General features: G+C 65.5%; 21 protein-coding genes. 14 read left to right on the forward strand and 7 right to left on the reverse strand.

Annotation, left to right across the window (positions count from 1 at the left end):
• Positions 1-79: 79 nt before the first annotated feature.
• A complete protein-coding gene (locus QRN53_RS14225) occupies positions 80-1606 on the reverse strand; it encodes a sodium:solute symporter family protein (RefSeq protein ID WP_285244481.1) in 1527 nt (508 codons plus the stop codon).
• Positions 1607-1868: 262 nt separating this feature from the next.
• On the opposite strand from QRN53_RS14225, the gene QRN53_RS14230 reads away from it, so the two are divergent.
• The 11 genes from QRN53_RS14230 to QRN53_RS14280 all read left to right on the forward strand — a co-directional run bounded on the left by QRN53_RS14230 (position 1869) and on the right by QRN53_RS14280 (position 16616).
• Complete coding sequence (locus QRN53_RS14230) at positions 1869-2444, forward strand: helix-turn-helix domain-containing protein (protein WP_285244482.1); 576 nt, start codon at positions 1869-1871, stop codon at positions 2442-2444.
• A gap of 245 nt (positions 2445-2689) precedes the next feature.
• Positions 2690-3754: an agmatinase gene (speB, locus tag QRN53_RS14235; protein WP_285244520.1), complete on the forward strand. Its 1065-nt coding sequence runs from the start codon at positions 2690-2692 to the stop codon at positions 3752-3754.
• 4 nt (positions 3755-3758) lie between these two features.
• Positions 3759-5459 (forward strand): thiamine pyrophosphate-binding protein, encoded by a 1701-nt coding sequence (locus QRN53_RS14240; protein WP_285244483.1) that lies wholly within the window; start codon positions 3759-3761, stop codon positions 5457-5459.
• Positions 5460-5615: 156 nt separating this feature from the next.
• A complete protein-coding gene (locus tag QRN53_RS14245; RefSeq protein WP_285244484.1) occupies positions 5616-6098 on the forward strand; it encodes a MarR family winged helix-turn-helix transcriptional regulator in 483 nt (160 codons plus the stop codon).
• On the forward strand, positions 6099-8309 hold the full coding sequence (locus QRN53_RS14250) for an MDR family MFS transporter (protein WP_285244485.1): 2211 nt from the start codon (positions 6099-6101) through the stop codon (positions 8307-8309).
• A gap of 179 nt (positions 8310-8488) precedes the next feature.
• A complete protein-coding gene (locus QRN53_RS14255; RefSeq protein WP_285244486.1) occupies positions 8489-10222 on the forward strand; it encodes an ABC transporter ATP-binding protein in 1734 nt (577 codons plus the stop codon).
• Positions 10223-10368: 146 nt separating this feature from the next.
• The gene (locus QRN53_RS14260) at positions 10369-12300 is read left to right on the forward strand and encodes an ABC transporter ATP-binding protein (RefSeq protein ID WP_285244521.1); all 1932 of its coding nucleotides are present in this window, start codon (positions 10369-10371) and stop codon (positions 12298-12300) included.
• Between the two features lie 38 nt (positions 12301-12338).
• The gene (locus tag QRN53_RS14265) at positions 12339-12755 is read left to right on the forward strand and encodes an acyl-CoA thioesterase (protein WP_285244487.1); all 417 of its coding nucleotides are present in this window, start codon (positions 12339-12341) and stop codon (positions 12753-12755) included.
• 65 nt (positions 12756-12820) lie between these two features.
• Positions 12821-13078 carry a PLD nuclease N-terminal domain-containing protein gene (locus tag QRN53_RS14270; RefSeq protein ID WP_285244488.1) on the forward strand — a complete coding sequence of 86 codons (258 nt, stop codon included), beginning with the start codon at positions 12821-12823 and terminating at the stop codon, positions 13076-13078.
• A gap of 69 nt (positions 13079-13147) precedes the next feature.
• Complete coding sequence (locus QRN53_RS14275) at positions 13148-15379, forward strand: McrB family protein (RefSeq protein WP_285244489.1); 2232 nt, start codon at positions 13148-13150, stop codon at positions 15377-15379.
• On the forward strand, positions 15366-16616 hold the full coding sequence (locus tag QRN53_RS14280) for a 5-methylcytosine restriction system specificity protein McrC (RefSeq protein WP_285244490.1): 1251 nt from the start codon (positions 15366-15368) through the stop codon (positions 16614-16616). The genes QRN53_RS14275 and QRN53_RS14280 overlap by 14 nt, the downstream gene beginning before the upstream one ends.
• A gap of 27 nt (positions 16617-16643) precedes the next feature.
• Here the strand turns inward: QRN53_RS14280 and QRN53_RS14285 are convergent, their stop codons facing one another.
• Positions 16644-18299 carry a sensor histidine kinase gene (locus QRN53_RS14285; protein ID WP_285244491.1) on the reverse strand — a complete coding sequence of 552 codons (1656 nt, stop codon included), beginning with the start codon at positions 18297-18299 and terminating at the stop codon, positions 16644-16646.
• Between the two features lie 94 nt (positions 18300-18393).
• Here QRN53_RS14285 and QRN53_RS14290 point away from each other — a divergent pair, with 94 nt between their 5' ends.
• Positions 18394-19158, forward strand: coding sequence for a response regulator transcription factor (locus QRN53_RS14290; RefSeq protein WP_285244492.1), 765 nt, complete (start codon positions 18394-18396; stop codon positions 19156-19158).
• On the opposite strand, the gene QRN53_RS14295 is transcribed toward QRN53_RS14290, so the two are convergent.
• Positions 19131-19541: an Hpt domain-containing protein gene (locus tag QRN53_RS14295; RefSeq protein ID WP_285244493.1), complete on the reverse strand. Its 411-nt coding sequence runs from the start codon at positions 19539-19541 to the stop codon at positions 19131-19133. The genes QRN53_RS14290 and QRN53_RS14295 overlap by 28 nt on opposite strands.
• 222 nt (positions 19542-19763) lie before the next feature.
• Between QRN53_RS14295 and QRN53_RS14300 the strand changes: the two genes are divergently transcribed.
• Positions 19764-20984, forward strand: coding sequence for a glycosyl hydrolase (locus QRN53_RS14300; RefSeq protein WP_285244494.1), 1221 nt, complete (start codon positions 19764-19766; stop codon positions 20982-20984).
• Between the two features lie 126 nt (positions 20985-21110).
• Here the strand turns inward: QRN53_RS14300 and QRN53_RS14305 are convergent, their stop codons facing one another.
• From QRN53_RS14305 to bioB, 4 genes are read right to left on the reverse strand one after another with little or no spacing between them, the layout of a single operon-like run.
• A complete protein-coding gene (locus QRN53_RS14305) occupies positions 21111-21569 on the reverse strand; it encodes a very short patch repair endonuclease (RefSeq protein ID WP_285244495.1) in 459 nt (152 codons plus the stop codon).
• A gap of 19 nt (positions 21570-21588) precedes the next feature.
• A complete protein-coding gene (locus QRN53_RS14310; RefSeq protein WP_285244496.1) occupies positions 21589-22023 on the reverse strand; it encodes a pyridoxamine 5'-phosphate oxidase family protein in 435 nt (144 codons plus the stop codon).
• 51 nt (positions 22024-22074) lie between these two features.
• Entirely contained in the window at positions 22075-22350 is a 276-nt protein-coding gene (bsaP, locus tag QRN53_RS14315) for a biotin synthase auxiliary protein BsaP (RefSeq protein WP_285244497.1), read from the reverse strand.
• A complete protein-coding gene (gene bioB / locus QRN53_RS14320) occupies positions 22347-23366 on the reverse strand; it encodes a biotin synthase BioB (RefSeq protein ID WP_285244498.1) in 1020 nt (339 codons plus the stop codon). Before bioB ends, bsaP begins: the two co-directional genes overlap by 4 nt.
• A gap of 212 nt (positions 23367-23578) precedes the next feature.
• Between bioB and QRN53_RS14325 the strand changes: the two genes are divergently transcribed.
• Entirely contained in the window at positions 23579-25306 is a 1728-nt protein-coding gene (locus QRN53_RS14325) for a purine-cytosine permease family protein (protein ID WP_285244499.1), read from the forward strand.
• The last annotated feature ends 136 nt before the right edge of the window (positions 25307-25442 follow it).

The raw sequence follows: 25442 nt of genomic DNA on the forward strand, positions 1-25442 counted from the left end.
GGCGCCTTCTTTCGCGGTAAAGCGAAAGGAGGCGCCGTCGTCGTGCTCTATCTTTTTGTGGGTCCTGCGACTCTTAGGCTCAGCGGCCGGCGAGGACTTCCTCCGGAGTCCCTTCCTGCTCCTGCCCGGACACGCGCCGCTGCCAGGCCTGCATGACCCCAGGGTCCGTGGGCCGGGTGAGCAGTGACGCCGCGATGTAAACAACGGCTGAGGCGATGAGGCCGTAGTAGATCGGTTCGTTGGCGTAGATGCCGTCCAACGGGACCTCGGCGTTGATCTCGAGGATGATCATGGTGCCGAGGGTGATGACCGACCCCACGGCCATGGACGCTGCGGCGGCGATACCGGTGCCGCGCCTCCAGACCAGGCCGCCCAGGATCGCCACCAGCAGGCCGCCGACCAGGATGTCGTAGGCGATGGTGAGCGCGGCGACCACGTCCTTGGTGATGATCGCGATGATGATCGCGATGATGCCCAGGCCCAGGACCCAGACGCGGTTGGCCTTGACGTCGTGCTCCGGGTTGTCCGTGTCGTCGGTGTTGACGGTCTTGCCGAACCAGCCGGCGACGAAGGGCACGACGTCGGCGCGGGCCACCGTGGCCGCGGCGATCAGGGCGCCGGAGGCGGTAGACATCATGGCGGCGACGGCGGCGGCGAGCACCAGGCCGCCGATGCCGATCGGCAGCAGGTTGGTGGCAACCTCCGCGTAGACCACGTCCTTGCCGAGGGCCTTCACATCGATGTTTGGCAGGGCAACGCGTGCGCCCAGGCCGATCATGGCGCCGGCGGCACCGTAGAGGATGCAGTAGAGGCCCGCCGTCGAACCGCCCCAGCGGGCCACCTTGGGCGTCTTGGCGGTGAAGACGCGCTGCCATATGTCCTGGCCGATCAGCAGGCCCAGGGTGTACACCACAAAGTAGGTGATGATCGTCTGGACGCCGATGCCGTCCATCTGGAAGAAGCTGGCGTCAACGCGGCTGCGGATGCCGTCCAGGCCGCCGGCGGCGTTCAGGGTGAACGGGAGCATGAGGAAGAAGATGCCCACCGTCTTGATGACGAACTGCACCTGGTCCGCGAGGGTGATGGACCACATGCCGCCGATGGTGGAGTACACCAGCACGATCGCGCCGCCGATAGCGATGGCCAGGGCCCGGTCCCAGCCGAACAGCACCACGAAGATGGTGGCGTAGGCGCCGGTGGAGGTAGCGCACAGCATCAGTGTGTAGGCGAGCATCACGATGCCGGACGCTTCGGTAGCCCTGCTCCCGTAGCGGAGGGTGAGCATCTGGGACACGGTGTAGATCTTCAGCTTCTGGATGGTTCCCGCGAAGAGCAGGCTCAGGAGCAGGACGCCGGCGCCGATGGCCACCACCAGCCACATGCCTGAGATGCCGAACTTGTAGCCCAAACCGACGCCGCCCACCGTGGAGGCTCCGCCCAGGACAACGGCGGCCATGGTTCCCGTGTAGAGGAACGGGCCCAGGCGCCGTCCGGCCACCAGGAAGTCGCTGTTGTTTCTGGTGCGGGACTTGCCCCACCAGCCGAAGGCCAGCATTGCGAGAATGTACACCACCACGATGGCGATGTTGATGGCACTTGCATCCATAGATGGGCTCCTTGGAGCTGTTGGGCGCCGGGTGTGGGACCGGGGGCGACGGCGCCCGGAACCGCCGCGGACGAACGGAGACGGCTCCTTTTTATTGCCCTATAGGCAACAGGAGTTTCCACAGACTAGAGTGTGACGGCTGCAACAGTCAAGGGCGGGATCGGGCGGCCCGCACCGGTGTGGCATGGGCGCGTCACAAAAGCGGCGGCCATTAGTATGGCTCGAGAGTGCGGCCGGGCTGCCGGCCATGAAAGGTTCGTAGATGAAGGCACTGCCAGTTGAGCCCAGCAATGTCCCTGTTGCCATCGGCTCCAGGATCCGCGCCGCACGGCAGTCCCAGCGGCTCACCATCGAGCAGGTGGCCGATGCCACCGGGCTGACCAAGGGTTTCCTTAGCCGGGTGGAACGGGACCTGACCTCGCCGTCGGTCGCCTCCCTCGTGACGCTCTGCCAGGTGCTGTCCATCTCCATCGGCGATCTCTTTGCGGCGCCTGAAACCCACCTGACTAAGCGGAATGACGGCCCGCGGATCTCGCTGGGTGGCCAGGGCATCGTGGAGCGGCTGCTGACGGCCCGGTCGGAACGCCGGGTCCAGATCATCCAGGCGATCATCGAGCCGCACGGCCGCGGAGAGTCCGAGCTGTACGCCGTGGACTGCGACGTGGATGTGCTGCATGTGGTTAAGGGGTCCATCAGGCTGATCCTCACCAATGAGGAGTACGACCTCACTACCGGCGACACGGTCACCTTCCCGGGCCGCGAGCCCCACACCTGGATCAATCCCTCGGACAAGCCTGTCGAGGTGCTCTGGGTCCTGGTCCCTGCTGCCAGCCGTTAACTCTTCGCTACCCGCGGCCATTCCGCCTCGAGCCCTGTCACGCAGGGCAGCCTTTAGCCGGCTCCGCGTCCGCGCACTCCCGCAACTACGGGCATCCCGTCGCTTCCGCCTGCCCAAAGCGTGCTGTGCGTGACGCCGGCATGCCGTTTGGCTGTGCATTTGGTAAACACTTGGTGCGCATAGGGAAACGCAAGTGTATGATGGCAGTCACAGATTCCCTCAACTCCTCGAAGGAGAGGCCTCCATTGGAAGAGCTGCGCATCGAAGCCAACGGCAACCTTGGCCCCATCGATTCATCCCGGATCCCGCGCTACGCCGGCGCCGCCACCTACGCCCGGCTGCCCCGCCTGGACCAGGTGGCCCAGGCTGACGTCACGGTGGTGGGTGTCCCCTTCGATTCCGGAGTTTCCTACCGGCCAGGCGCCCGCTTTGGCGCCAACCACGTCCGCGAGGCCAGCAGGCTGCTGCGCCCCTACAACCCGGCCTGGGACGTCAGCCCGTTCGAGAACATCCAGGTGGCCGACGCCGGGGATATGGCAGTCAACCCGTTCAACATCAACGAGGCCATCGAGACCATCCAGCAGAATGCGTTGGACCTGACCGCGGCCGGGAGCAAACTGCTGACCCTGGGCGGTGACCACACCATCGCCCTGCCGTTGCTCCGTGCCGCCGCAGAGCGGGCCGGCGGACCCATCGCCATGCTCCACTTCGACGCGCACCTGGATACCTGGGACACCTACTTCGGTGCCGAATACACCCACGGCACTCCGTTCCGCCGCGCGGTGGAAGAAGGCATCCTGGACACCGAGGCCATCAGCCACATCGGCACCCGCGGCCCGTTGTACGGCAAGAAGGACCTCGACGACGACCACCGCTTTGGGTTCGGCATCGTCACCTCAGCCGACGTCTACTATCAGGGTGTGTTGGAAACCGTGGCCAAGGTGCGGGACCGGATCGGCAACCGCCCGCTGTACATCTCCGTGGATATTGACGTCCTGGATCCAGCCCACGCGCCCGGAACCGGTACACCGGAGGCCGGCGGCATCACCAGCCGCGAACTCCTGGAAATCATCCGCGGCTTCCGCGGCATGAACCTGGTGGGCGCCGACGTCGTCGAGGTGGCCCCGGCCTACGACCATGCCGAGATCACCGGCGTCGCGGCCAGCCACGTCGCCTACGAGCTGGTGACGCTGTTGGCGGACAACGCCGTTCCCGGGGACCGCTTCGGTGCGGCGAACGGCTACGAGGCCCAGGCGCTGGGCCGGGGGATCCACCGGCCCGCCGGTTTCGCTGCCGCCGCCAAGGAGTAGCGCCGTGACCGAACCCGTGCCCGCCGTTGCCGGCACCCGAGGGCGTGGTGCCCGCAACGGCGGGGATCTCGTTGTCGAAACGCTTGAAGCGCTGGGCGCCAAGACGGTGTTCGGCATCCCAGGCCAGCACGCGCTCGGCCTGTTCGACGCCATGGGCCGCGGCAACCTGCATTTCGTCTCCTCGCGGGTGGAGAACAACTCGGCCTTCGCAGCGGACGGCTACTCCCGCGCCACGGGTGAAGTCGGCGTGCTGTTCCTCTCCACCGGACCCGGCGCGCTGACCTCCCTGTCCGGGCTTCAGGAGGCGTATGCCACCGGCGTGCCCATGGTGGTGGTGGCCAGCCAGATTCCCCTCGAGGGCCTCGGCGCCCGGCGTAAGGGAATGCTGCACCAGCTCGATGACCAGAAGGCGTCGGCCGCGAACGTCACCAAGAGCCAGCGGCTGATCCAGCACGCGTCCGGCATCCCTTCCGCCATCCAGGATGCCTGGACCGAAGCCATCTCCTCCCCGCAGGGGCCAGTGTGGCTGGAAATCCCGCAAAATGTCCTTCTTGATCCCATCATGGTGCCACCAGTGGAAGATGCGCTCGCCGAAGCCGCTGACAACCCGCCGCGCATCGAGCTGGTCCGCGAAGCCGTGGCCTGGCTTTTGGAGGCGAAGCGCCCCGCGATCATTGCCGGGGGCGGGACCAGGCGCGGCAAGGCGGAGAAGTCACTCTTGTCCCTGGCGGAAAAGATGCGCGCCCCGGTCATCTGCACTCCCGGCGGCAACGGTGCGTTTCCCTGGAGCCATGAGCTCTCGCTCCAGTCCTGGATCGAGGACCAGTACATGACGGAGCTTCTCGAGGATGCCGACGTGCTGGTGGTCATCGGCTCCTCGCTCGGCGAAGTGACCTCCAACTACTTCACCTTCGAACCGCGCGGCAGGATCATCCAGATCGACGCCGAACCCCGGGTCCTGGAATCAAACCGGCCCGGCCTGGGCATCCGTGCCGACGCCGGCCAGGCGCTGGCGGCGCTCGACGCGGCCCTGACGGAGCCGCACGGCGAACAGGCGGACTGGCACGGAACCTCGCCCGAGGACCTGGTCAAGGACACCCTCGCGAAGGTCAAGGCCCGGCTGGAAGCGCAGGACTTGTCCAAGGAACTGCACTTCATGGCGGCCATCCGTGAGGCGGTGCCGGCGGACATGCAGACTTTCTGGGACATGACCATCAGCGCCTACTGGGGCTGGTCGTGCTGGGACGCCCGCGAGGGCCAGTTCCACTCGGCCCAGGGCGCCGGCGGCCTCGGCTTCGGCTTCCCGGCGGCTATCGGCGGTGCGGTTGGCCTGGAAACCACCGGCAAGAGCGGCAACGCCGCCAGGGTGCTGGCCGTGTCCGGGGACGGTTCCGCGATGTACTCCATTGCCGAGCTTGCCACGGCAAAGCAGCACAACGTCCCGGTCACCTGGCTGATCGTGGACGACGGCGGTTACGGCATCCTGCGCGAGTACATGGTGGGCGCCTTCGGCAAGGCCACGGCCACCGAACTGGCCCGCCCCGACTTTGTGAAGCTCGCCGAATCCTTCGGCGTGCCGGCAACCCTGGTGGCCCCGGAGGATGTGGGGGACGCCCTCAAGGCCGCGTTCGCCGCGGACGGCCCCAACGTCGTCGTGGTTCAAACACTCCTGAAGATGTTCGCGCCCACCCATCTGAACCCCTGACCACGCAGTCCTCTGCAAGAACGCTCCCTCACGTGCCGGCAACGGCTGCGCGGGGGAGCGATTCCATTTAACAGGCATCCACGCAATAACTTCGTTTCCCTAAGCAACCTTTTTCTGGTACAGTTGCTTGCAGCAACTAATTCTTTAGGGAGGATCATGTCTGTCGCACCGGCCACCGCAGCCGACCTCGTCAGCCATATCTATGACCTCCAGCGCGCACTGCGCTGCGTCAGCATGGTCAACGTCAAAGGTCAGGACACGGGCATCGCACTCCAAGGCGTGCTCAAGTTCATCGGCGAAGGGGAAACCCGCGCAGCGCACCTCGCCGAACGTCTGGGGGTCAGCGCTCCGGTACTCAGCCGGCACATCGCTGAACTGGCGGACGCCGGCCTGGTGGATCGCACCCAGGACCCCGACGACGGGAGGGCCCAGCTGCTGGCCCTCTCACCCAGGGGGAAGGAAAAGCTCGCGGAGCTGGTGCGCCACCGGGCAGAAACCCTGCAGGGCTACCTCGCCGACTGGAACGAGGACGACGCCGTTGCAACCGCCGCGATGCTGAGCAAGCTGACGGCATTCTTGAAGAATTCCATCCGGGCAAGGGCGGCCGGAACAATCAACGAACACGCAGGAGTCAACTAAATGGCCAACGTCACCGCCGCCGCGGACCAGGAGCAGGAGCGCCAGCGCCAGCGCTCCGCGAGACAGGAATCGCGGCAATCCAAGCGCCACGAACCCGGCGCGCCCATGAACCACCGGCAGATCATGGAAGCCCTTACCGGCCTCCTTGCCGCGTTCTTCACCGCCATCCTCAGCAGCACCATCGTGGCAAACGCGCTGCCCACCATCATGTCCGAGCTCAAGGGCACCCAGACCGACTTCGCCTGGGTCATCACGGCCGCCCTGCTGGCCAACGCTGCCACCACCCCCATCTGGGGCAAGCTGGCCGACCTCTTCGACAAGAAGGTCCTGGTCCAGCTGAGCATCGTGATCTTCGTTGCCGGCTCGGTCATGGCAGGCTTCTCCGAAAGCATCCCGTTCCTGCTCACCGCGCGCGTGATCCAGGGCATCGCCATGGGTGGCCTCACTGCCCTGGCGCAGGCCATCATCGGCTCCATCATCCCGCCGCGTGAACGCGGCAAGTACTCCGGCTACATGGGTGCCGTCATGGCAGTCGGCACCGCCGGCGGCCCGCTGCTGGGCGGCTTCATCGTTGACAGCTCGCTGGGCTGGCGCTGGACGTTCTTCGTCTGCGTGCCGCTCGCCGTCGTCGCCCTGATCCTGCTCCAGGTCACGCTGAAGATCCCGCACGTCAAGCGCCCCGCCAAGATCGACTGGCTCGGTGCCATCCTGCTGACCTCCGGCGTGAGCCTGCTCCTGATCTGGGTTTCGTTCGCCGGCAACCCGGACTACTACGACTGGTGGTCCTGGCAGTCTGCCGTCATGGTGGGCGGCGGCGTCCTGCTGCTGGCACTGCTGGTCCTGGTTGAATCCAAGGTGTCCCAGCCGATCATCCCGCTCAAGATCATCTCCGAGCGCACCACCGCCCTTGCCATCATTGCGTCCGTTGCCGTTGGCGTGGCCATGTTCGGTTCCTCCACCTTCCTGGGCCAGTACTACCAGGTGGCCCGCGGCGCCACGCCCACCGAGGCCGGCCTGCTCACGCTGCCCATGATCGCCGGCAACCTGGTTGGCTCGGTGGTATCGGGCCAGCTCATCAGCCGCTATGGCAAGTGGAAGCGCTTCCTGATCGGCGGCACCGTGATGCTGATCGCCGGTCTGGGGCTCGCCGGAACCATGGACCACACCACCGAACTCTGGCTCACCGGGCTGTTCACCGCCGTCTTCGGCGTCGGGCTTGGCATGTTGATGCAGAACCTGGTGCTCGCCGTCCAGAACACCGTCCGTGCCCAGGACATCGGCTCCGCCAGCGCCTCCGTTGCCTTCTTCCGCTCGGTGGGCGGTGCCATCGGCGTTTCCGTGCTGGGTGCCGTACTGGGCAACCACGTCAAGGATCTTGCCACCGACGGGCTCTCGAAGCTTGGCATCCAGGCCTCCGGGGGCGGGGGCGCCACGATGGACCTGAAGGACCTGCCCGCGCCGATCGCAGACGTCATGCGCGCTGCTTACGGTGACGCCACGGCCGGCATCTTCATGATTTCCGCCATCGTGAGCGTGGTTGCGCTCATCGCCGTGATCTTCATCAAGGAGGTGCCGCTGCGCAAGACCGTTGACATCACCCCCGAGTCCACGCTGCAGGCCAATGCCGCCGGCGAAGCCGGGATGACCGCCATGACCGGGCAGCTGCCCGTAGTGCCGGCCGCAGCGCCGGACCGTGACGTTCCCGCGGGGCCCGGAACAGCGGCACGGAGTTTGGCGCATGCCGTGTCCGGAGCTGCCCCGGCCAAGACGTACGACGGCGGTGCTGCCGCCGCAGCAGCTGCGTCCGGCAGGGTTGCCACGGAGGACTTCGAGGAAGTCTTTGCCAGGAGTTTCCGCTCCGAGGGGCTGGACCTCCGGACCGCCGACAGTGTCGACAAGGCTGCGGACGCGGTGGCCAGTGCCGCTGATACGCTCCGGAAGCTGCAGGAAACCCAGCAGCTCCTGGCCCGGCAGCAGGTTGAACTGGGCGGCCTGGTCCTGGACGTCCAGGAGCAGCTGCGCTCCCAGCGCGACGTTGCAGCCAAGCAGGCAGCCACGGCCGCAGAGCTCAGCAGGGTCCAGCGCAAGCTCCTGAAGGAACGCAAGCTGCAGGCTGCGGCGGCGCTGTACCTTGCAGGCCACGGCAAGCACAGTGCCGCCGCCCCCGCGCCGTCTTCCGCAGACGGTTCGGAGCCCGTGCAGGGACAGTAGGCCGTCCCCTTCGGGCCGGGCACCGGCCCGGTGCCCGCGGTCCCAATGCCGCAGCCCGCACCCGGAAATTCCTCCGGATGCGGGCTGCGGCATTTCCACGTGCTTCGGGGAATCACATCCCGGGCAGAAAAGAGCTCGGGCCCGGCGTCAATGTCGGTGAGGATGGCTAGAGTGAAACCATGCTCCTGACCCTCATTCGGCGCTACTCCAAACCGTATTCGCCGTACATCCTGGCTGTCGTCGTTTTCCAACTCGCATCCACTATCGCCGCGCTTTACCTTCCCAGCCTGAATGCGCAGATCATCGATGAGGGGGTGGCACGCGGGGACACCGATTTCATTTGGCGTACCGGTGCCATGATGCTGCTGGTGGCCTTCGCCCAGGTCGGTGCAGCCATTGCCGGCGTGTATTTCGGGTCCCGCACAGCCATGGCCGTCGGCCGGGACCTGCGCCGCGCGGTGTTCCGGAAGGTCACCAGCTTCTCTGCCAAGGACGTCAACGGCTTCGGAGCCCCCACCCTGATCACGCGCGGCACCAACGATGTCCAACAGGTGCAGATGCTCCTGCTCATGGGGCTGAACTTCATGGTTGCCACCCCCATCATGTGCATTGGGGGCATCATCATGGCGCTGCGCGAGGACCTCAACCTGTCCTGGCTCGTCTGGGTGTCGGTCCCGCTGCTGGCGGTGGTGGTGGGGTACCTCGTGGTCCGGCTCATGCCGCTGTTCCGCACCATGCAGCGGAAGATCGACCGGATCAATGCCGTGCTGCGCGAGCAAATCATCGGCATCCGGGTGGTTCGGGCATTCGTGCGCGAACCGTTCGAAACGGAGCGTTTCGGCGGCGCCAACAAGGAACTCACAGACGTGTCGCTTCGGATCGGGGCACTCTTCGTCCTGATGTTCCCGGCCATCAGCATGATCCTCCACCTGTCCACCGCCGCCGTGCTCTGGTTTGGCGGCCAGCGGGTGGACGCCGGGGCCATGCAGGTTGGATCGCTGACGGCGTTCCTGCAGTACCTGCTGCAGATCCTGATGGCCGTCATGATGGGCACCTTCATGGCCATGATGATCCCGCGTGCCTCCGTCTGCGCGGACCGCATCGGCGAAGTGCTCGGGGTGGAACCCTCCATCCACGATCCCCGCAGCCCCCAGGCCCCGGCCACCCTGGCCGGCGTGGTGGAGTACCGCAACGTCACCTTCGCCTACCCGGGAGCCGAGTCCCCGGTGCTCAGCAACGTCAGCTTCACGGCCAGGCCCGGGCAGACCGTCGCCATCATCGGTTCCACGGGTGCCGGCAAGACCTCCCTCCTGTGCCTGCTCCCGAGGCTGTATGACCCTGTGGACGGCCAGGTGCTGCTGGACGGCGTACCGGTGGACCGCATGGACCGTGCCGAGATCACCAAACGCGTAGCCCTGGTGCCGCAGCGTCCCTACCTTTTCTCGGGCACCATCGAGCACAACCTCCGGTTCGGCAAGGCCGAAGCCACGGACCAGGAGCTGTGGGAAGCACTCCGCGTCGCCCAGGGAGAATCCTTTGTCCGGGAGAAGAAGAACGGGTTGGATGCGCGGATCGCGCAAGGCGGAACCAACGTATCCGGCGGCCAGCGCCAACGCCTCTGCATTGCCCGTGCGCTGGTGACAAAACCGCGGGTCTACCTCTTCGACGACTCCTTCTCTGCCCTGGACGTGGCCACGGACGCCCGGCTCCGGGCCGCCCTCAAGGGCACCACCTCGGACGCCACCGTCATCATCGTGGCCCAGCGGATCTCCACCATTACCGACGCCGATCAAATCCTGGTGTTGGACAACGGCCGGATCGTGGACCGGGGCACCCATGAGGAACTCCTGGAAACCTCGCCGACGTACCAGGAAATCGTCGAATCGCAGCTGAGCGTGGAGGAAGTGGCATGAGCGCATGCAAGAAGGACTCGGGTCCGGTGGACGAAACCCTGCCGGCCGCGCAGTCCGCGGCCAACGCCGGGTCACTGCCTGCCCCGCAGCCCGGGGAAGAGGACTTTGTCGAGGAGGAGTTCACGCCCACCGAAGCGGACGGCGGCATGTTCGGTGCCATGCCCGCCAAGAAGGCCGAACACTTCTGGCCCTCGGCCAAACGGCTCATGGGGCTGCTGAAGCCCGAGGCGGCTGGCATCTACGCCGTGGTGGGCCTGGTGGTGGTCTCCGTGGTCCTCAACGTCATCGCCCCCAAGATCCTGGGCCAGGCCATGGACGTCATCTTCGCCGGGGTGGTGGGCAAGCAGCTGCCCGCAGGGGCCAGCAAGGAGCAGTTCGTCGCCGGCCTGCGCCAGCAGGGCCAGGACAACTTCGCGGACATGGTCTCCCGGATGGAACTGGTGCCCGGCACCGGCATCAACTTCGACAAGCTCACCACGCTGATCGCCGTGGTCCTGGTCATGTACTTCGTGGCCAACATCTTCATGTGGCTGCAGGGGTACGTGCTGAACCGCATTGTCATGAAGGTCATCCGGCGGCTGCGCGACGATACCGAGGGCAAACTGAACCGCCTTCCGCTGAACTACTTCGACACAAGGCAACGCGGGGACGTCCTGTCCCGGGTAACCAACGACGTCGACAACATCCAGCAGGCACTCCAGCAGGCCTTTGCCCAACTGGTCAACTCGGTGCTGACCGTGGTGGGCATCGTGATCATGATGTTCATCGTGTCCTGGCAGCTGGCCCTGATCGCCCTGATCGCGCTCCCGCTGTCCGGCGTGGCCGCGGGCATGATCGGGGTCCGAAGCCAGAAACTCTTTGCGGCACAGTGGAAGAACACCGGCACCCTGAACGGCCAGATCGAGGAATCCTTCTCCGGGCACGACCTCGTCCGGGTGTTTGGCCGGGACGCGGACATGCTGGAGCGGTTCGAGGAACGCAACGAGGCACTCTACAAGGCCAGCTTCGGGGCGCAGTTCGTTTCCGGGATCATCTTCCCGGTCATGCAGTTCGTGTCCTACCTCAGTTACGTGGGCATCGCCGTGGTGGGCGGCTTGCGGGTGGCCTCCGGTGCCATGTCCCTGGGCGATGCGACCGCCTTCATCCAGTACTCCCGGGAGTTCACCCAGCCGCTGGGGCAAATGGCCGGCATGGCCAACATGCTCCAGTCGGGCGTGGCGTCCTCCGAGCGCGTCTTCGAATTCCTGGACGCCAGCGAAGAGGAAGCGGAAACCGCCACCGAGCATCTGCCCGCCAAGACCGACGGGCACGTGGACTTCAAGAACGTCACCTTCAGTTACACCCCCGACAAGCCGCTGATCGAGGACCTGTCCTTCACCGCCGAGCCTGGAAATACCGTCGCTATTGTGGGTCCCACGGGAGCAGGCAAGACCACCCTGGTGAACCTGGTGATGCGCTTCTACGAGCTCAACTCGGGCTCCATCATGCTCGACGGCGTGGACGTAACCCATCTCAGCCGCTCGGAGCTGCGCTCCAAGGTGGGCATGGTGCTCCAGGACGCCTGGCTGTTTGGCGGCACCATCTACGACAACATCCGGTACGGCAACCTCGAAGCCTCCGAAGAGCAGGTCATGGCGGCAGCGAAGGCCACCTTCGTGGACCGCTTCGTCCGTGCGCTCCCCGAGGGCTACGAGACCGTGATTGATGAAGAGGGCAACAACGTCAGCGCCGGCGAAAAGCAACTGATCACCATCGCCCGCGCCTTCGTGGCCAATCCTTCGTTGCTGATCCTGGATGAGGCCACCAGCTCCGTGGACACCCGCACGGAACTGCTGGTGCAGAAGGCCATGGCGGCGCTGCGCAGCGACCGCACCAGCTTCGTGATCGCGCACCGGCTCTCCACCATCCGCGATGCGGATACCATCCTGGTCATGGAGAACGGACGAATCGTGGAGCAGGGCAACCATCAGGTCCTGTTGGCAGCCGGTGGCGCGTACCACCGCCTGTACATGTCCCAGTTTGCCGGTGCGGACGCAGGCGAAATGCCGGTGGACGATTCGACGGCGGTGCACAGCTGAGCGCGCACGGGGGCGGCCGGATCGAAGTCCTGGTGCCCATGCGGTGGGGTGACATGGACGCCTACGGCCACGTCAACAACGTCCAGATCGTGCGAATGCTGGAGGAGGCGAGGATCGCGGCGTTCGGACCGCCCCACGGCACCGGCCTGCCGGGCATCGAGCCGCACGTGTCCCTTTTCAACGACCTGCCCGCCGGAACCCTGGCCCTGGTGGTGGAGCACAAGATCCGCTATGTCAGGACACTGGAGTACCGAAACGTCCCGGCGGTGGTGCAGGTATGGATCGGCGCCCTCAAGGGCGCCAGCTTTGACATCCACTACGTGCTCCAGGACCCCGTCAGCAGGGAGGACTGCGTGAAAGCCAGCAGCCACCTGGCGTTCGTTGATGAAGCCTCCGGCCGGGTACTGAGACTCACCCAGGAACAAAAGGACCGGATGGCCCCCTACAGGCACTAAGCCCCTGTACAAGGCGGCGCGGACCTACTGGACTTGACCTACAACGAACAGCGGAAGGAAACCCGATGGCCAGTAACAAGAACCGTGCCGCGCGGAAGAAGAAGACCTGGAAGGAAATGTCGCCTTCCGGCAAGGCCGGCACCATCCTGACGGCGATCGTGCAGGTGTCCCTGCTCATTGCCGCCCAGCGGGATATCTCCCGCCGGCCCGCCGAGCTTATCAACGGGCCGAAGGCCGCGTGGCGGGCTGCGTCCTTCGTCAATTTCGTCGGGCCCATGGGGTATTTCGTTTTTGGCCGGAAGCGGTCCGCCACCGGGTCCTAGCCCGGTATGCGGGGCAGCAGCCACGCTGCATGGAGCGGCCGCCCAGCTTGACCCTGTAAATTTGAGGGCATGACCCCCACCGCCACTGTTGCCATGACCCGCGCCCTCGGCATCTCCAAGGAGATAGAGGACGCAGCGTGGTTCGTACTGGGCCCGGGTCTGCAGGGAAAGGCGTCGCCGCTGGACGGGCGCACCCGGACGTGGTCTGTCGCGGCTGCCTCGGAACTTCTGGACCGCCTGGAACGGGGCATCCCGGACGCCAAGGCCCCGATGATGACCAACCTGCGCGAGAACCTGGACGGCGCCACCCGTGGAGCCAAGCAACTGGCGGTGGAACTGCTCTTCCTGCAGTCCCTTCCGCTGGCCCACGAAGTAAAGTCCCTCAAGGTCAAGCGCGCCCGCGTGGCCGAGGCCGCGGGCTGGCTGGAGCCGCCGCTGGAGCTTCCCGAAGAGCTCTACGCGGGCATGACGGACCACGGCGTGATCCGCGACCGGACCGCAGAATTCAACTGGACCATCTGGGACCACCTCAAGTGGCTTTGCCGGTTCGTCCGGAACGTCGCGCAGCGGCCTGCCGCCGTGGTGCAGGCCGCCATCAAGGATCCGCTGCAATTCCACCGCCTCGCAGCTTCCACCCCCGATGACCAGCCCGCCATCCGCCGCAGCATCGAATTCCTGGCGTGGCCCGGCTACTTCGAGCCCGTGGTGGCGGATGTGGAACGTCAGGAAATCCGTGACGCGTTCGCCTCCCTCGTGGGCGGTGCCAACGGTGACACCGAAGAGGACATCACCGCGGACATCCACCGCATCCGCTTGCACCTCGACGAGCAGGCGGGCCAGCGCATCGACTGGTACTCCCGGCAGCTGGTCAGCCAGTGGCGCAAAGTCGGCGATCCCGGACGGCGGGCCTGGTTGCTCCGGACCCACGGCGACCACCCGGAGCTGCTCACAGCCTGGCACGCCGAGGAGAAGGTGACCCTCGACGTCGAACATCTCCGTCCGCTGGAGCCTGGTGTCAGCGCCGGCGTGGTCCAACACGCCGTGGACGAGGACTACAAGCACCTTGGCTACGTGGAGCGCGAGGACACCAAGACCGCTGCCCTGGCTTTCCTCACCGTCATGAAGCCCGGCGACCTGGTGCTCTATCAGCACGCCGGCACGGTGCGGCTGGGCGGTGTGCTGGGGGAGCCGGAGTACAACGACGACAACCGCCGGCTGCGGCGCAAGGTGCGCTGGTTCGACGACGGCCACACCACCACCAGCCTTCCCCGCCACGTCCAGCGCCAGCTCAGCACCCCCGGCATCGTGGTGGACGCCACCAGGGTGGTGCAGGCGCTGCAGGCACTGCTGCCCGCGGAGGCGGAAACCGAGCCCGACGCCGACACGGACGGCGCCGCCGTCGTCCCTCCTGTCCAGGAAGGCTTCCGCCCGCTGACGCCCGAGTTCGCCGCGTCCCTGCACATGGAACTGGAACCGCTCCAGGAGATCGCGGAGCTGCTGGAAGAAAACCGCCAGCTGGTCCTCTATGGTCCCCCCGGCACGGGCAAGACCTACCTGGCCAAGCACCTCGCCGCGGAGCTGGCGGATGACACCACGGACGAACGGGTCAAACTGGTCCAGTTCCACCCGTCCTATGCCTACGAGGATTTCTTCGAGGGCTACCGGCCGGACAAAACGGACGACGGCCAGGTGTCGTTCAAACTCGTGGCCGGACCCCTGCGCCGGCTGGCGGAAGAAGCCGCCAAACCCGGCAACGAGAAGAAGCCGTACTTCCTGATCATCGACGAGATGAACCGCGCCAACCTGGCCAAGGTGTTCGGCGAGCTGTACTTCCTGCTGGAATACCGCGATGACCGGATCTACCTGCAGTACAGCCCCAACGAACCCTTTACGCTGCCGGACAACCTGTACATCATCGGCACCATGAACACCGCGGACCGGTCCATCGCCATGATGGACGCCGCCATCCGGCGCCGTTTTTCCTTCATCGAGCTGCATCCGCAGACGGAACCGGTGAAGGGATCCCTGCTCCGGTTCCTGCAGGCCCGGCAGTTGGATACCACCCCGGCGCTGTTGCTGGATGCGCTCAATGGCGCCATTGACGAGTGGGACCGGGACCTGATGATCGGGCCGTCCTACTTCATGAAACCGGCGGCCCAGACTCCGGCCGGGCTGCGCCGGATCTGGAAATACGAGCTGATTCCGCTGCTGGAGGAGCACTACCACGGCCAGCTGACCAGGGCTCAGCTGGAGGAGCGGTTCGGGCTGGACCAGCTGCTGGGACGCATTGCAGCGCGCTGACCCCCGGGTGTCCGTGCGGCACCTGGTCCTGGACGAGCTGTCCGGCGGCATGGTGGAACGGCTGGACGCGCCAAGCGCTGCCTTCCTGAACGCCAGCGGCCTGGCCAAGGCGTCGCCCATGGGCATGGGGTTGTACCGGATCGAGCCGGTAGGCAAGGTGGGTTCCGTGCGGACCTCAACGGTGCAGCTCGACGTCCGGCCCAAGGACCGGCTGGGACTGGGCAGGCTCCTGTTCCTGCTCAGCTACGCGGGGGAGCAGGGCTTCCGCCAGGATGCGGTGGCCGCCGACGAGGAACGGGAATTGTGGAGCGCGCTGGCGGAATCCTTGGCGCAATTGGCCGAGCGCGCGCTGGGCCGCGGCGTCCTGCAGGGCTACCTCACCGTTGAAGAATCCTTGAGGACCGTCAAGGGCCGGATCCGGATATCGGACCAGATTTCCCGCCGCCCCGGCATGCTGGTCCCCCTGGAGGTCTCCTACGACGAGTTCACCGAGGACATCGCCGAAAACAGGATTCTCCGCGCGGCCCTGGAACGGATGGGACAGGTACCGGGCGTGCGGCCGGAAGTGCTTGGCAGGCTGCGCCAGCTGAAGGGAAAGCTCGACGCCGTTGCCCGCCTTCCGGCCGGCAGCCCGGTGCCCCCGTGGACACCCACCCGGATGAACCTGCGCTACCACGCCGTGCTGCGCCTGGCTGAGCTGATCCTGCGCAATGCATCCGCGGAGGCCGGCGAGGGCAGTCACCGGACAGCGTCGTTCGTGGTGGACATGGCCCAGGTGTTCGAAGACTTCGTGGGTACCGCGCTGCGCTCCGCGATGGCCGCCTACCCGGGGGAGCTGCGGCTGCGCTACAACGCCCTCCTCAGCGAGGCCGTGCGCGATTCTGACCGTTTGTCCGTCCGCCCGGACGCCGTCCACATGCTGGGTGGACGCCCGGTGGTGGCCTACAACGCCAAGTACCGGGCGGCGTCGGATGCCGGCGCATCCTTGACTGCCGACCACTACCAAATGCTGGCTCACTGCACCGCGCTCGCCGTGCCCACCGCGTGGCTGGTCTACGCCGGCAAAGGCGAGATGAAACTCCGCCGCATCCTCAACACGGACATCGACATTGTGGAGTTTCCGCTGGACCTCAGCCGGCCGCCGTCGGACATCCTGGGCTCGATCCAGGAGCTTGCGCGGCTGTCCTGGGGCGAAGTCGTCCGGGCCGGGACCACGCCCGCAGCGTTCCCTGGCTGAGCTTTGCGGGTGAGGTGCGGTTGGGGACTAGACGGGCACCCGGAACGTAAATGTCGTCCCCTTGCCAAGCGTGCTGTCGACGTCGATGCTCCCGCCGTGGGCCTCCACGATCGCCTTGCTGATGGGCAGGCCAAGCCCCACCCCGGGAATGGCGGTGCGCCGGACGTTGCTGGTGCGGAAGAATTTGGCGAAGACCTCCGACGCATCTTCCGGGCTCATGCCCATACCCGTGTCCGACACCCGGCAGGCCAGGTGTCCGTCCTCCTGCGCGAGCGAGACCACTACCTCGCCGCCGTCGGGGGAGTACTTGATGGCGTTGGACACCAGGTTGTCCAGCACCTGGGAGATCCGTGCGCTGTCCACGTGGGCCTCGAGCTGCGGCGGAGTTTCGGCTCGCAGTTCCACGCCGGCCGCGGCAGCCCGCGGCATCGCCGAGGACACACTGCTTTGCACCAGCTCAGCCACGTCCACGGTGTGGGGCGTGACGATCAGCTGGCCGTTCCGGCTGGACAGCAGGTCCGAGACAAGGGTCAGGAGCCGCTCGGAATTGCGGTGGATGATCTCCAGCATCTCGCGCTGCGACTGGTCCGGTTCGTCGGCGAGCAGGATTTCGACGTACCCCAGGATGGACGTCAGCGGAGTGCGGAACTCGTGCGAGACGCTGGAGACGAAGTCGTCCTTGGCGGCGAGGGCGTTCACCAGGTCCGTGACGTCGCTGAAGACGATCACGGAGCCGGCGAAGCGGCCGTCGGCGTCCTTCATGGCGCGCGCCGTGGTCACGAGGGCACGTTGTTCGCTTCCTTCACCCAGCCACACCAGGTAGTCGGTGAAGGTTTCGCCCAGGACGGCGCGGCGGACCGGACGGTCCTCCACCGGGATCAGGGTCTTCCGGTCCGGGCCGAAGACCAGGAGCTGGGACTCGTTGGGGTCCGCAATGTTCTTTGGCCGGGCCAGCTCGTGGTTGGCCCGCTGCTTCAGGTTCATCAGCACGTCGTGGCCGTCGGCGTCCACCGCCAGCACACCCAGGTGCACGGTATCCAGGACGGTGTTCAGCAGCGACTCCTGGCGCTTACTGGTGCGCAGGCTGGCCCGGAGCTGCTCATCTTTGTCCTCCAGCTGCTTCTGCTGGCGCATCATGCTCAGGGTCAGCACGCTCACGGATACGCCGATCCCCAGCATCATGACGGGCAGCAGGAGGGACCGGGCGAAGTCCTGCGGGGTGGAGTTGCCCTTCAGGAGCAGCGGCACCCAGATGATGGCCAGCGGACCCAGGAAAGAGAACCACAGGGCCGCCTTGGGGTAGTACCCGGAAGCGCAGAGCCAGATGACCGGGAACACGGCCAGCAGGCTGATGCCGGTAAGGCTTTCCTGGCCGCCCTCGCGGCCTGCGCTGATGGAGATGAAGTCCAGCACCGGGATGGCCAGGAAACTGGTGTAGGGCAACCGGTCCCACGGGACGGTGTAGCAGAGCGCCATCAGGGCCAGCTGGGAGATGAGGAACGTAACGAACAGGGGATTGCCCATGGTGTCCGGGAAGAAAGCCCACACCAGGAAGGCCGTGAGGAGCGTGGTCACGAACAACGGCATCTGGCTCAGGGCCACCCGGTCCGTGAGCCGGTATTCATGGAAGGGCCGCTTGAAGAACCGCAGCCGGCCCGATGACCAGGCCGTGGGGTTGCTCATTGTTCGGTCGACGCAGATGTCGGGGTGTTCGAGACCATACCAGCAGGATATCCGCAGCCAGCTATACTTCTGACGTTGGCACTGAGGGGGCTCTATGAGTGAGGCACGTGTGGGTCTGGTCATCGAAGATGACCATGACATTCGGGAACTGGTTCGCACTGTGCTGACCCAGGCTGGATTTGACGTTACCGTCGCCAGTGGCGGCGCTGAGGGCGTCCTGATGGCCAAGAGCCTGAATCCTGACGTTATTACGCTGGATTTGGGCCTGCCGGACATTGACGGCTTTGAAGTTTCGCGGCAGATTCGGGAGTTTTCGGACGCCTATATCGTGATGCTGACGGCGCGTACCGAGGAACTGGATACGTTGATCGGGCTCGAATCAGGTGCGGACGACTACCTCACCAAGCCGTTCCGGCCCCGGGAGCTTCGTGCCCGGGTCGCGGCCATGATGCGGCGCCCACGGTCCGTCCCCGAGCCCGGAGAGGTCCTGGAGGACCCGTCGGCAGACGGCGCCGCCCACCCGGAGCGCGGAAACTTCAGCCACAACGGCCTTGAGCTGAGTTACGCATCCCGTACCGTGACCGTTGACGGCAGGGAAATGAACCTGACCCGCACCGAATTCGAGCTGCTGTACGCGCTCCTTGAGGCCGGCCGGACGGTGCGGACCAAGTCCGACCTTGTGCGCAGGCTCCGGGACGAGGATTACGACGTCGGAAGCTACATCAGCGAGGCTGACGAACGTTCGGTGGAAGTCCACATGGGAAACCTGCGCAAAAAGCTGGGCGACTCGCCGCAGCGGCCGCGGTGGCTGCAGACCGTCCGCGGCGTTGGCTACCGGCTGGCGCCCGGACAACACTGAGCCTGCAACCGGTGGATGGTCTGCCTGCTGCACTGGGTGATGGGCCGCAGGAACGTCGCCGCCAGACGCGGTAACGCAACCGACATGTCGGCGTGCCGCGCGTCGGCCCGGATTTCGGCTTCGAGGTCCTGGGCCATTCCTGCCAGGCGTTCAGCGCCAACCATTTGGCTGGCGGTCTTCAGGCTGAGGACCGCGTCCATGGATCCCTCCAGATCGCCGGTGGTCAGGGCGAGCCGCAGCTTGTCCAGCCGCTCCGGGAGGTAGTCGATGAAGTTCGCCACGAAGACCCGGCCGTAGCCCTCTTCCTCCTCGAGCTCTTCCCGCAGCCGGTCCAGGACCGATGGGTCCACCAGCGGTCTGGGTGCCTCATCTGACGTGCTCATGACACTCCTTTCGGCTGAAATTGCGGACTCTGGAACCAGGCGGTTAAGCGTGGGAACCGGTATTTGTTCAGGTTAGGTCTGTTCCCGTACCGCATCCGTGGTTGGAAAATTTATTGCGGGTTTCTTGATGAGATTGCGGTTTTTGGCCCTATCATCAAGCCAGTGCTTTCCGCGCTACCACATCAGCGGCCTGGCCGCCTTCAAATCTGGGGATAGATTGCCGTGTTTCGTTCACTGAAGACCTTTGTCCTGGCTTTGTTGGTGGCCTCCGGATTGGCGTTGTCCGTGATCCAGCCGGCCAGCGCGGCCACCACGCCTCAAATCACGCTCAACCCGACGTCCGGTCCGGCCGGATCCGCCGTCACTGTTGCCGGCAGCGGGTTCAGAACCTCCACCACGGGCACCGTGATTGTGGGTTCGGCGACCTTCTCCTTCCAGACCACCGCCACCGGGACCTTCAGCACCGGCATCACCATTCCTGCGGCGTCCACCGGAAGCATTACCGTCACCGCCAAGACGTCATCCGTGAAGGCGTCGGCGATGTTCGTGGTTCAGGCGGCACCGGCCCCAGCCCCGACCGTCAGCAGCGCGGCCCTGCGCTTCGGTGTTGCCAATCCCGGGGGCCCTCTGGCCAGTACCGAACTGGATGAGGTCACCACCGTTGCCGGGGAGGTTCCTTCCATCCTGATGATCTACAAGGATTTCCTGCAATCGCCGCCGGTGGCCGAGATGGACGCCGCCCGCTCACGGGGTGCCACCCCGCTGGTCACGTGGGAACCCTGGGCATGGGGCGGTGGCGTGAACCAGCCTGCTTACGCTCTGGACCGGGTGGCTGCCGGCGACTTCGACAGCACCATCACCCAGTGGGGGCAGGCGATCGCTGCGTGGGGCAAACCCGTCATGTTGCGTTTCGCCCATGAAATGAACGGCAACTGGTACCCCTGGGCGGAGGGCGTCAATGGGAACCAAGCAGGCGACTACGTGGCTGCCTGGCGGCACGTGCACGACGTCGTCGCCGCCACGGGTGCCGTCAACGTCCAGTGGGTGTGGTCGCCCAACGTGCCCTACACGGGTTCCACGGCCCTGGCAGGGTTGTACCCGGGCCCCGGCTACGTCGACATCGTGGCCTTGGACGGCTACAACTGGGGCACCTCCCAGACGTGGAGCAGCTGGGTCTCACCCGTGGACCTCTTTGCCCCGGGCATCTCCCAGCTGCGGGCACTGGCCCCCGGTAAGCCGGTCCTGATTGCCGAGACAGCGGCCAGCGAACTGGGCGGTTCCAAGGCGACATGGAACACGGACCTGGTGTCCTACCTGGCCGCTCAGGCTGACGTCATGGGCTTTGTCTGGTTCGATATGCAGAAGGAAACCGACTGGCGCATCAACAGCAGTGCGTCGTCGGCCGCCGCGTTCAAGTCAGCGCTGTTGGCGCGGCGGAGCTAGGGGACAGGAATACTTCTTCGATTCGTTGGGCGGGTTGCGGCCGGATCGCTGCAACCCGTCCATCGTGCCCTGGCTGGGTCAAGGACAATGGCGGAAAGATCTAAAGATTGGCTCAAGATTCCGTGGCTATGGGCTGGGGTCGAGGAAGCTGCGCAGGTGGGTTTCCAAGGCTGAGCGGTCCTTCATTTCGCATTCCCAGACGGTAAGCACCTTCCAGCCGGCGTTTTCCAGTTGGCGCAGTTGATCGGCATCGCGTTCACGGGTGCGGGTGCGTTTTGCCTCCCAGAAGTCCGCATTGGCCTTGGGCGCATGTTGACCCACCCGGCAGTCATGGAAATGCCAGAAGCAGCCGTGGACGAAGATCACTTTATGGCGTCCGGCGAAGACCAGGTCCGGGTTGCCCGGCAGCTTGGTGCCGCCGGATGTGCCGTGCAGGCGGTACCTGTAGCCCCTGGCGTGCAGGAGCCGGCGCACCAGCAACTCCGGTTTGGTGTCCTTGCCCCGGATCCTGGACATGTTCCAGCTGCGCCGCTCTGGGGAGAGCTTGTCCGCGGTGGGTTCGGCTGCGCTGGAGGTGCCCGGCATTCTTCCAGTCTAGGAGTGCCTAGATCTCCCGTTCAGGCTGTTCGCCGAACTCGAAGTGCCTGCCGCTGACCGAGGTGGGGGTGATTTCCACGTAGAAGTCCTTGAGCGTGGGAACCCAGGTCTTCAGGCCGAGCTCTTCAATGGCGGCCAGCTCGTCCGAGTTGCTCAGCACCCGCGCCGTGCCCCGCAGCACCACGGACCAGGCTTCGGCGGACAGGATGCCGTCGGTCTCAAAAAGGACCCGGGCGTTGATGGTCAATTGCGCCAATTTGTTCCCGGGCGCCGTGCGGAGATAGACTTTACGGTTCGACGTCACGTAATTCACCGGAAAAATGTCGGGTTCGCCCGCAACAGAGACCACCAGCCGGCCATGTTGCGTGGCCGCTAGAAGCCGCCAGGACTGCTCGTCGTCGAGTTCCAGGACGGGATTGCCGTCCGCATGTTCAAACATCATGCCGCCATTGTTCTCGTCCGGGTGGAAACGCACCAGAGTCCGGAGTCCCCTTTACGAAGCATGGAGTCCGTGCCGGGAGCAGCTGGCCCACCAGCCCAGCGGGGAAACCTGGACCCTGAGCCTGCGGCCGCACGACGCGCAGAAGCGCGGCGGCTCCAATTGGAGAAGGTCCGCGCACCTGGCGTGATGGAACGACGGCGGTGCGTCGCCGCCGTCGTCCTTCTCCTGCTTGGGCGCGTCCCCGTGAAGGGAAAGGGGCTGCAGCGGAAGTCCGCAGAGCTCGCAGTACGGCGTCTCAGGCGGGGGCAGCAGGTCCTCGGTGTTCATAAGGTTTCCTGCAATTCCTTGATGGGCATGTTCAGGTCCACCAGGAGGTTGAGGTCGGCGGTGGCCGGGCGGCCCAGGGTGGTCAGGTAGTTGCCGACGATGACGGCGTTGATGCCGCCCAGCAGGCCGTCGCGGGTGCCGAGATCACCGAGTGTGAGTTCGCGCCCGCCGGCGTAGCGCAGCACGGTGGCGGGCATGGCGAGCCGGAACGCCGCAATCGCGCGCAGGGCGTCCTTCCCGTCCATGACCTGCTGTTCCTGCAGTGGTGTGCCCGGCCGGGGGTTGAGGAAGTTCAGCGGAACCTCGTGTGGTTCCAGCGCGGCCAGTTGCGCGGCGAGTTCGGCACGCTGCTCCACGGTTTCGCCCATGCCGATCAACGCCCCGCAGCACAGTTCCATGCCGGCGTCCTTGACCATGGCGCAGGTTTCCAGCCGCTCCTCGTAGGTGTGGGTGGTGACCACCTGGGGGAAGAAGCTGCGGGCGGTTTCCAGGTTATGGTTGTACCGGTGGACGCCCCAGCCGGCCAGCTGGTCCACCTGCCTCCGGGTCAGCATGCCCAGGGAGCAGGCGATATTGATGTCCACCTCCTGCTTGATGCGGTCGATGGCGAACTTGACCTGGTTCATGAGTTTGATGTCGGGACCGCGGACGGCAGCCACGATGCAGAACTCCGTTGCGCCCGTGGCTGCGGTTTCCTTGGCGGCCTTGACCAGTTCCGCGATGTCCAGCCATACGCCGCGGACCGGGGAATCGAACAGCCCTGACTGGCTGCAGAAGTGGCAGTCCTCGGGGCAGCCGCCGGTTTTGATGGAGATGATGCCTTCCACTTCCACCTCCTCGCCGCAATGCCGCAGCCTGACCTGGTGGGCCAGTTCCAGGAGTGCCGGGAGTGCCTCGTCAGGAAGGCGGAGGACGTCCAGCAGTTGTTCCCGGGCGAGGCCGGTGCCCTGCTCCAGGACCTGCCGCCTGGCCGTTTCCAGGATGGAGTGGTCCTGCAGGGGAGGGGAATTCGTCATTGCCGTCCTTCGGCTCGCCGTCATGTCCTTTCCGACGCTAGTTCGATGCGCGGCAACGATTTTTGTTGACAGCCCACAAAACCGGAACACCGACTTTGTTGACACCTTCGGTCAATACTTAACGCCGTGGAAACAGTATTGTGACCGCCCTGTCGTTTGGGCTGGATAGCCTCGCTTCGAGACGTACCCCTCCCATCGAAAGTGACAGGTATATGAGCCAGGACCTGGATACCCAGCAACTGCTGGAACCGGCGGCACCCACTGGGCCCGCCGTCGTCGGACATCCTCCGGCAACCACGACGGCGGGCAACACTGCCGCCCTCAATGCCACCAAGGAAAGCCTGGAAGACTACACGCTGCGGTTCGCGCCGCGGTCCTACCGCAAGTGGAGCGCCGGGGTGGTGGCCACCAGCGCGCTGGGCGGTATCGCGTACCTTGCCGACTTCTCGATCGGCGCCAATATCGGTATTTCGTACGGCACCGTCAACGCCATCCTGGGGATTGTGGTGGCTGCAGTGGTCATCTTCGCCACCGGATTCCCGTTGGCGTACTACGCTGCCCGCTACAACGTCGACCTGGACCTGATCACCCGGGGCTCCGGTTTCGGGTACTACGGGTCCGTGGTCACCAACGTCATCTTTGCGACGTTCACCTTCATTTTCTTCGCGCTGGAAGGCTCCATCATGGCCCAGGGCCTGGAGCTGGGGCTCGGTATTCCGCAGTGGATGGGCTACGCGGCGTCCACGCTCATCATCATTCCGCTGGTGATTTACGGGATGAACACCCTTGCCAAGCTGCAGGTGTGGACCACCCCGCTCTGGCTGCTGCTGATGGTGGTGCCGGTGGGGTACCTGCTGGTCTCCCACCCGGAAAGCATCGACAGTTTCTTCGCCTACACGGGTGCAACCGGTGACGGCGGCCCCAACCTGGCGTCCGTCATGCTGGCGGCCGGGGTGTGCCTGTCCCTGATGGCGCAGATCGCGGAGCAGATCGACTACCTCCGGTTCATGCCGCCGCGTACGGACGCCAACCGGGGCGCCTGGTGGCGGGCTGTCATCCTGGCCGGCCCGGGTTGGGTGATCTTCGGTGCCATCAAGCAGACCGTGGGCATGTTCATCGCCATCTATCTCATAGCGACGCTCGATCCCGCCGCCTCAGCCACCGCCAACGAGCCGGTTCACCAGTTCCTGGGCGTGTACCAGGAGATGATGCCGGCCTGGCTGGCCATGACCCTGGCGGTAGTGCTGGTGGTCATCTCCCAGATCAAGATCAACGTCACCAACGCCTACTCCGGCTCGCTGGCCTGGACCAACTCCTTCACCCGGATCTCCAAGACTTACCCGGGCCGGATGGTGTTCGTGGTGGTGAACCTCCTGATCGCCCTGGTGCTGATGGAAGCGAACATGTTCGATTTCCTGAACACCATCCTCGGGTGCTACGCCAACTGCGCCATGGCCTGGGTGGTCACGGTTGCGTCCGACATCGCCATCAACAAGTACCTGCTCAAGATCTCGCCCAAGGTGCCGGAGTTCCGCCGCGGCATGCTGTACGCCGTGAACCCGGTGGGATTCGTCTCCATGCTGGCCTCAGCCGGTGTTTCCATTGCAGTGTTTTTTGGTGCGTTTGGTACGGCCATCCAGCCGTACTCGCCCATCTTCGCGGTGGGCCTGGCGTTGATCCTTCCGCCGGTCCTGGCGACTCTGACCCGCGGACGGTATTACCTGCGGCGTACGGACGACGGGATCGACCTGCCCATGTTCGACGCCGACGGCAATCCCAGCGACGCCAAGCTCCTTTGCCACGTGACCGGGATGGAATTCGAGCGGCCGGACATGGTGCGCTCAGCACAGGACGCGCCCGACGGCGGCCCGCAGTACGTGTCGTCGCTCGCCTTGTCCACCGACAAGACAGGGGAATTGGTCCTGCCCGCCACGAAATAGCGAGACTTCTTTACCGAGATTCTCCAGAAGGAAGCCGGTGCCCTTGGGCGCCGGCTTCCTTTATGACTTTTTTGCGGGGCGGGCCGGTGGTAAAACCGTTCGCGGTGGCCTGTGGATAAGTCTTAGCGCCACATTG

Origin of the sequence: Pseudarthrobacter sp. fls2-241-R2A-127, from assembly GCF_030209355.1 — a bacterium.
GTDB lineage: Bacteria > Actinomycetota > Actinomycetes > Actinomycetales > Micrococcaceae > Arthrobacter.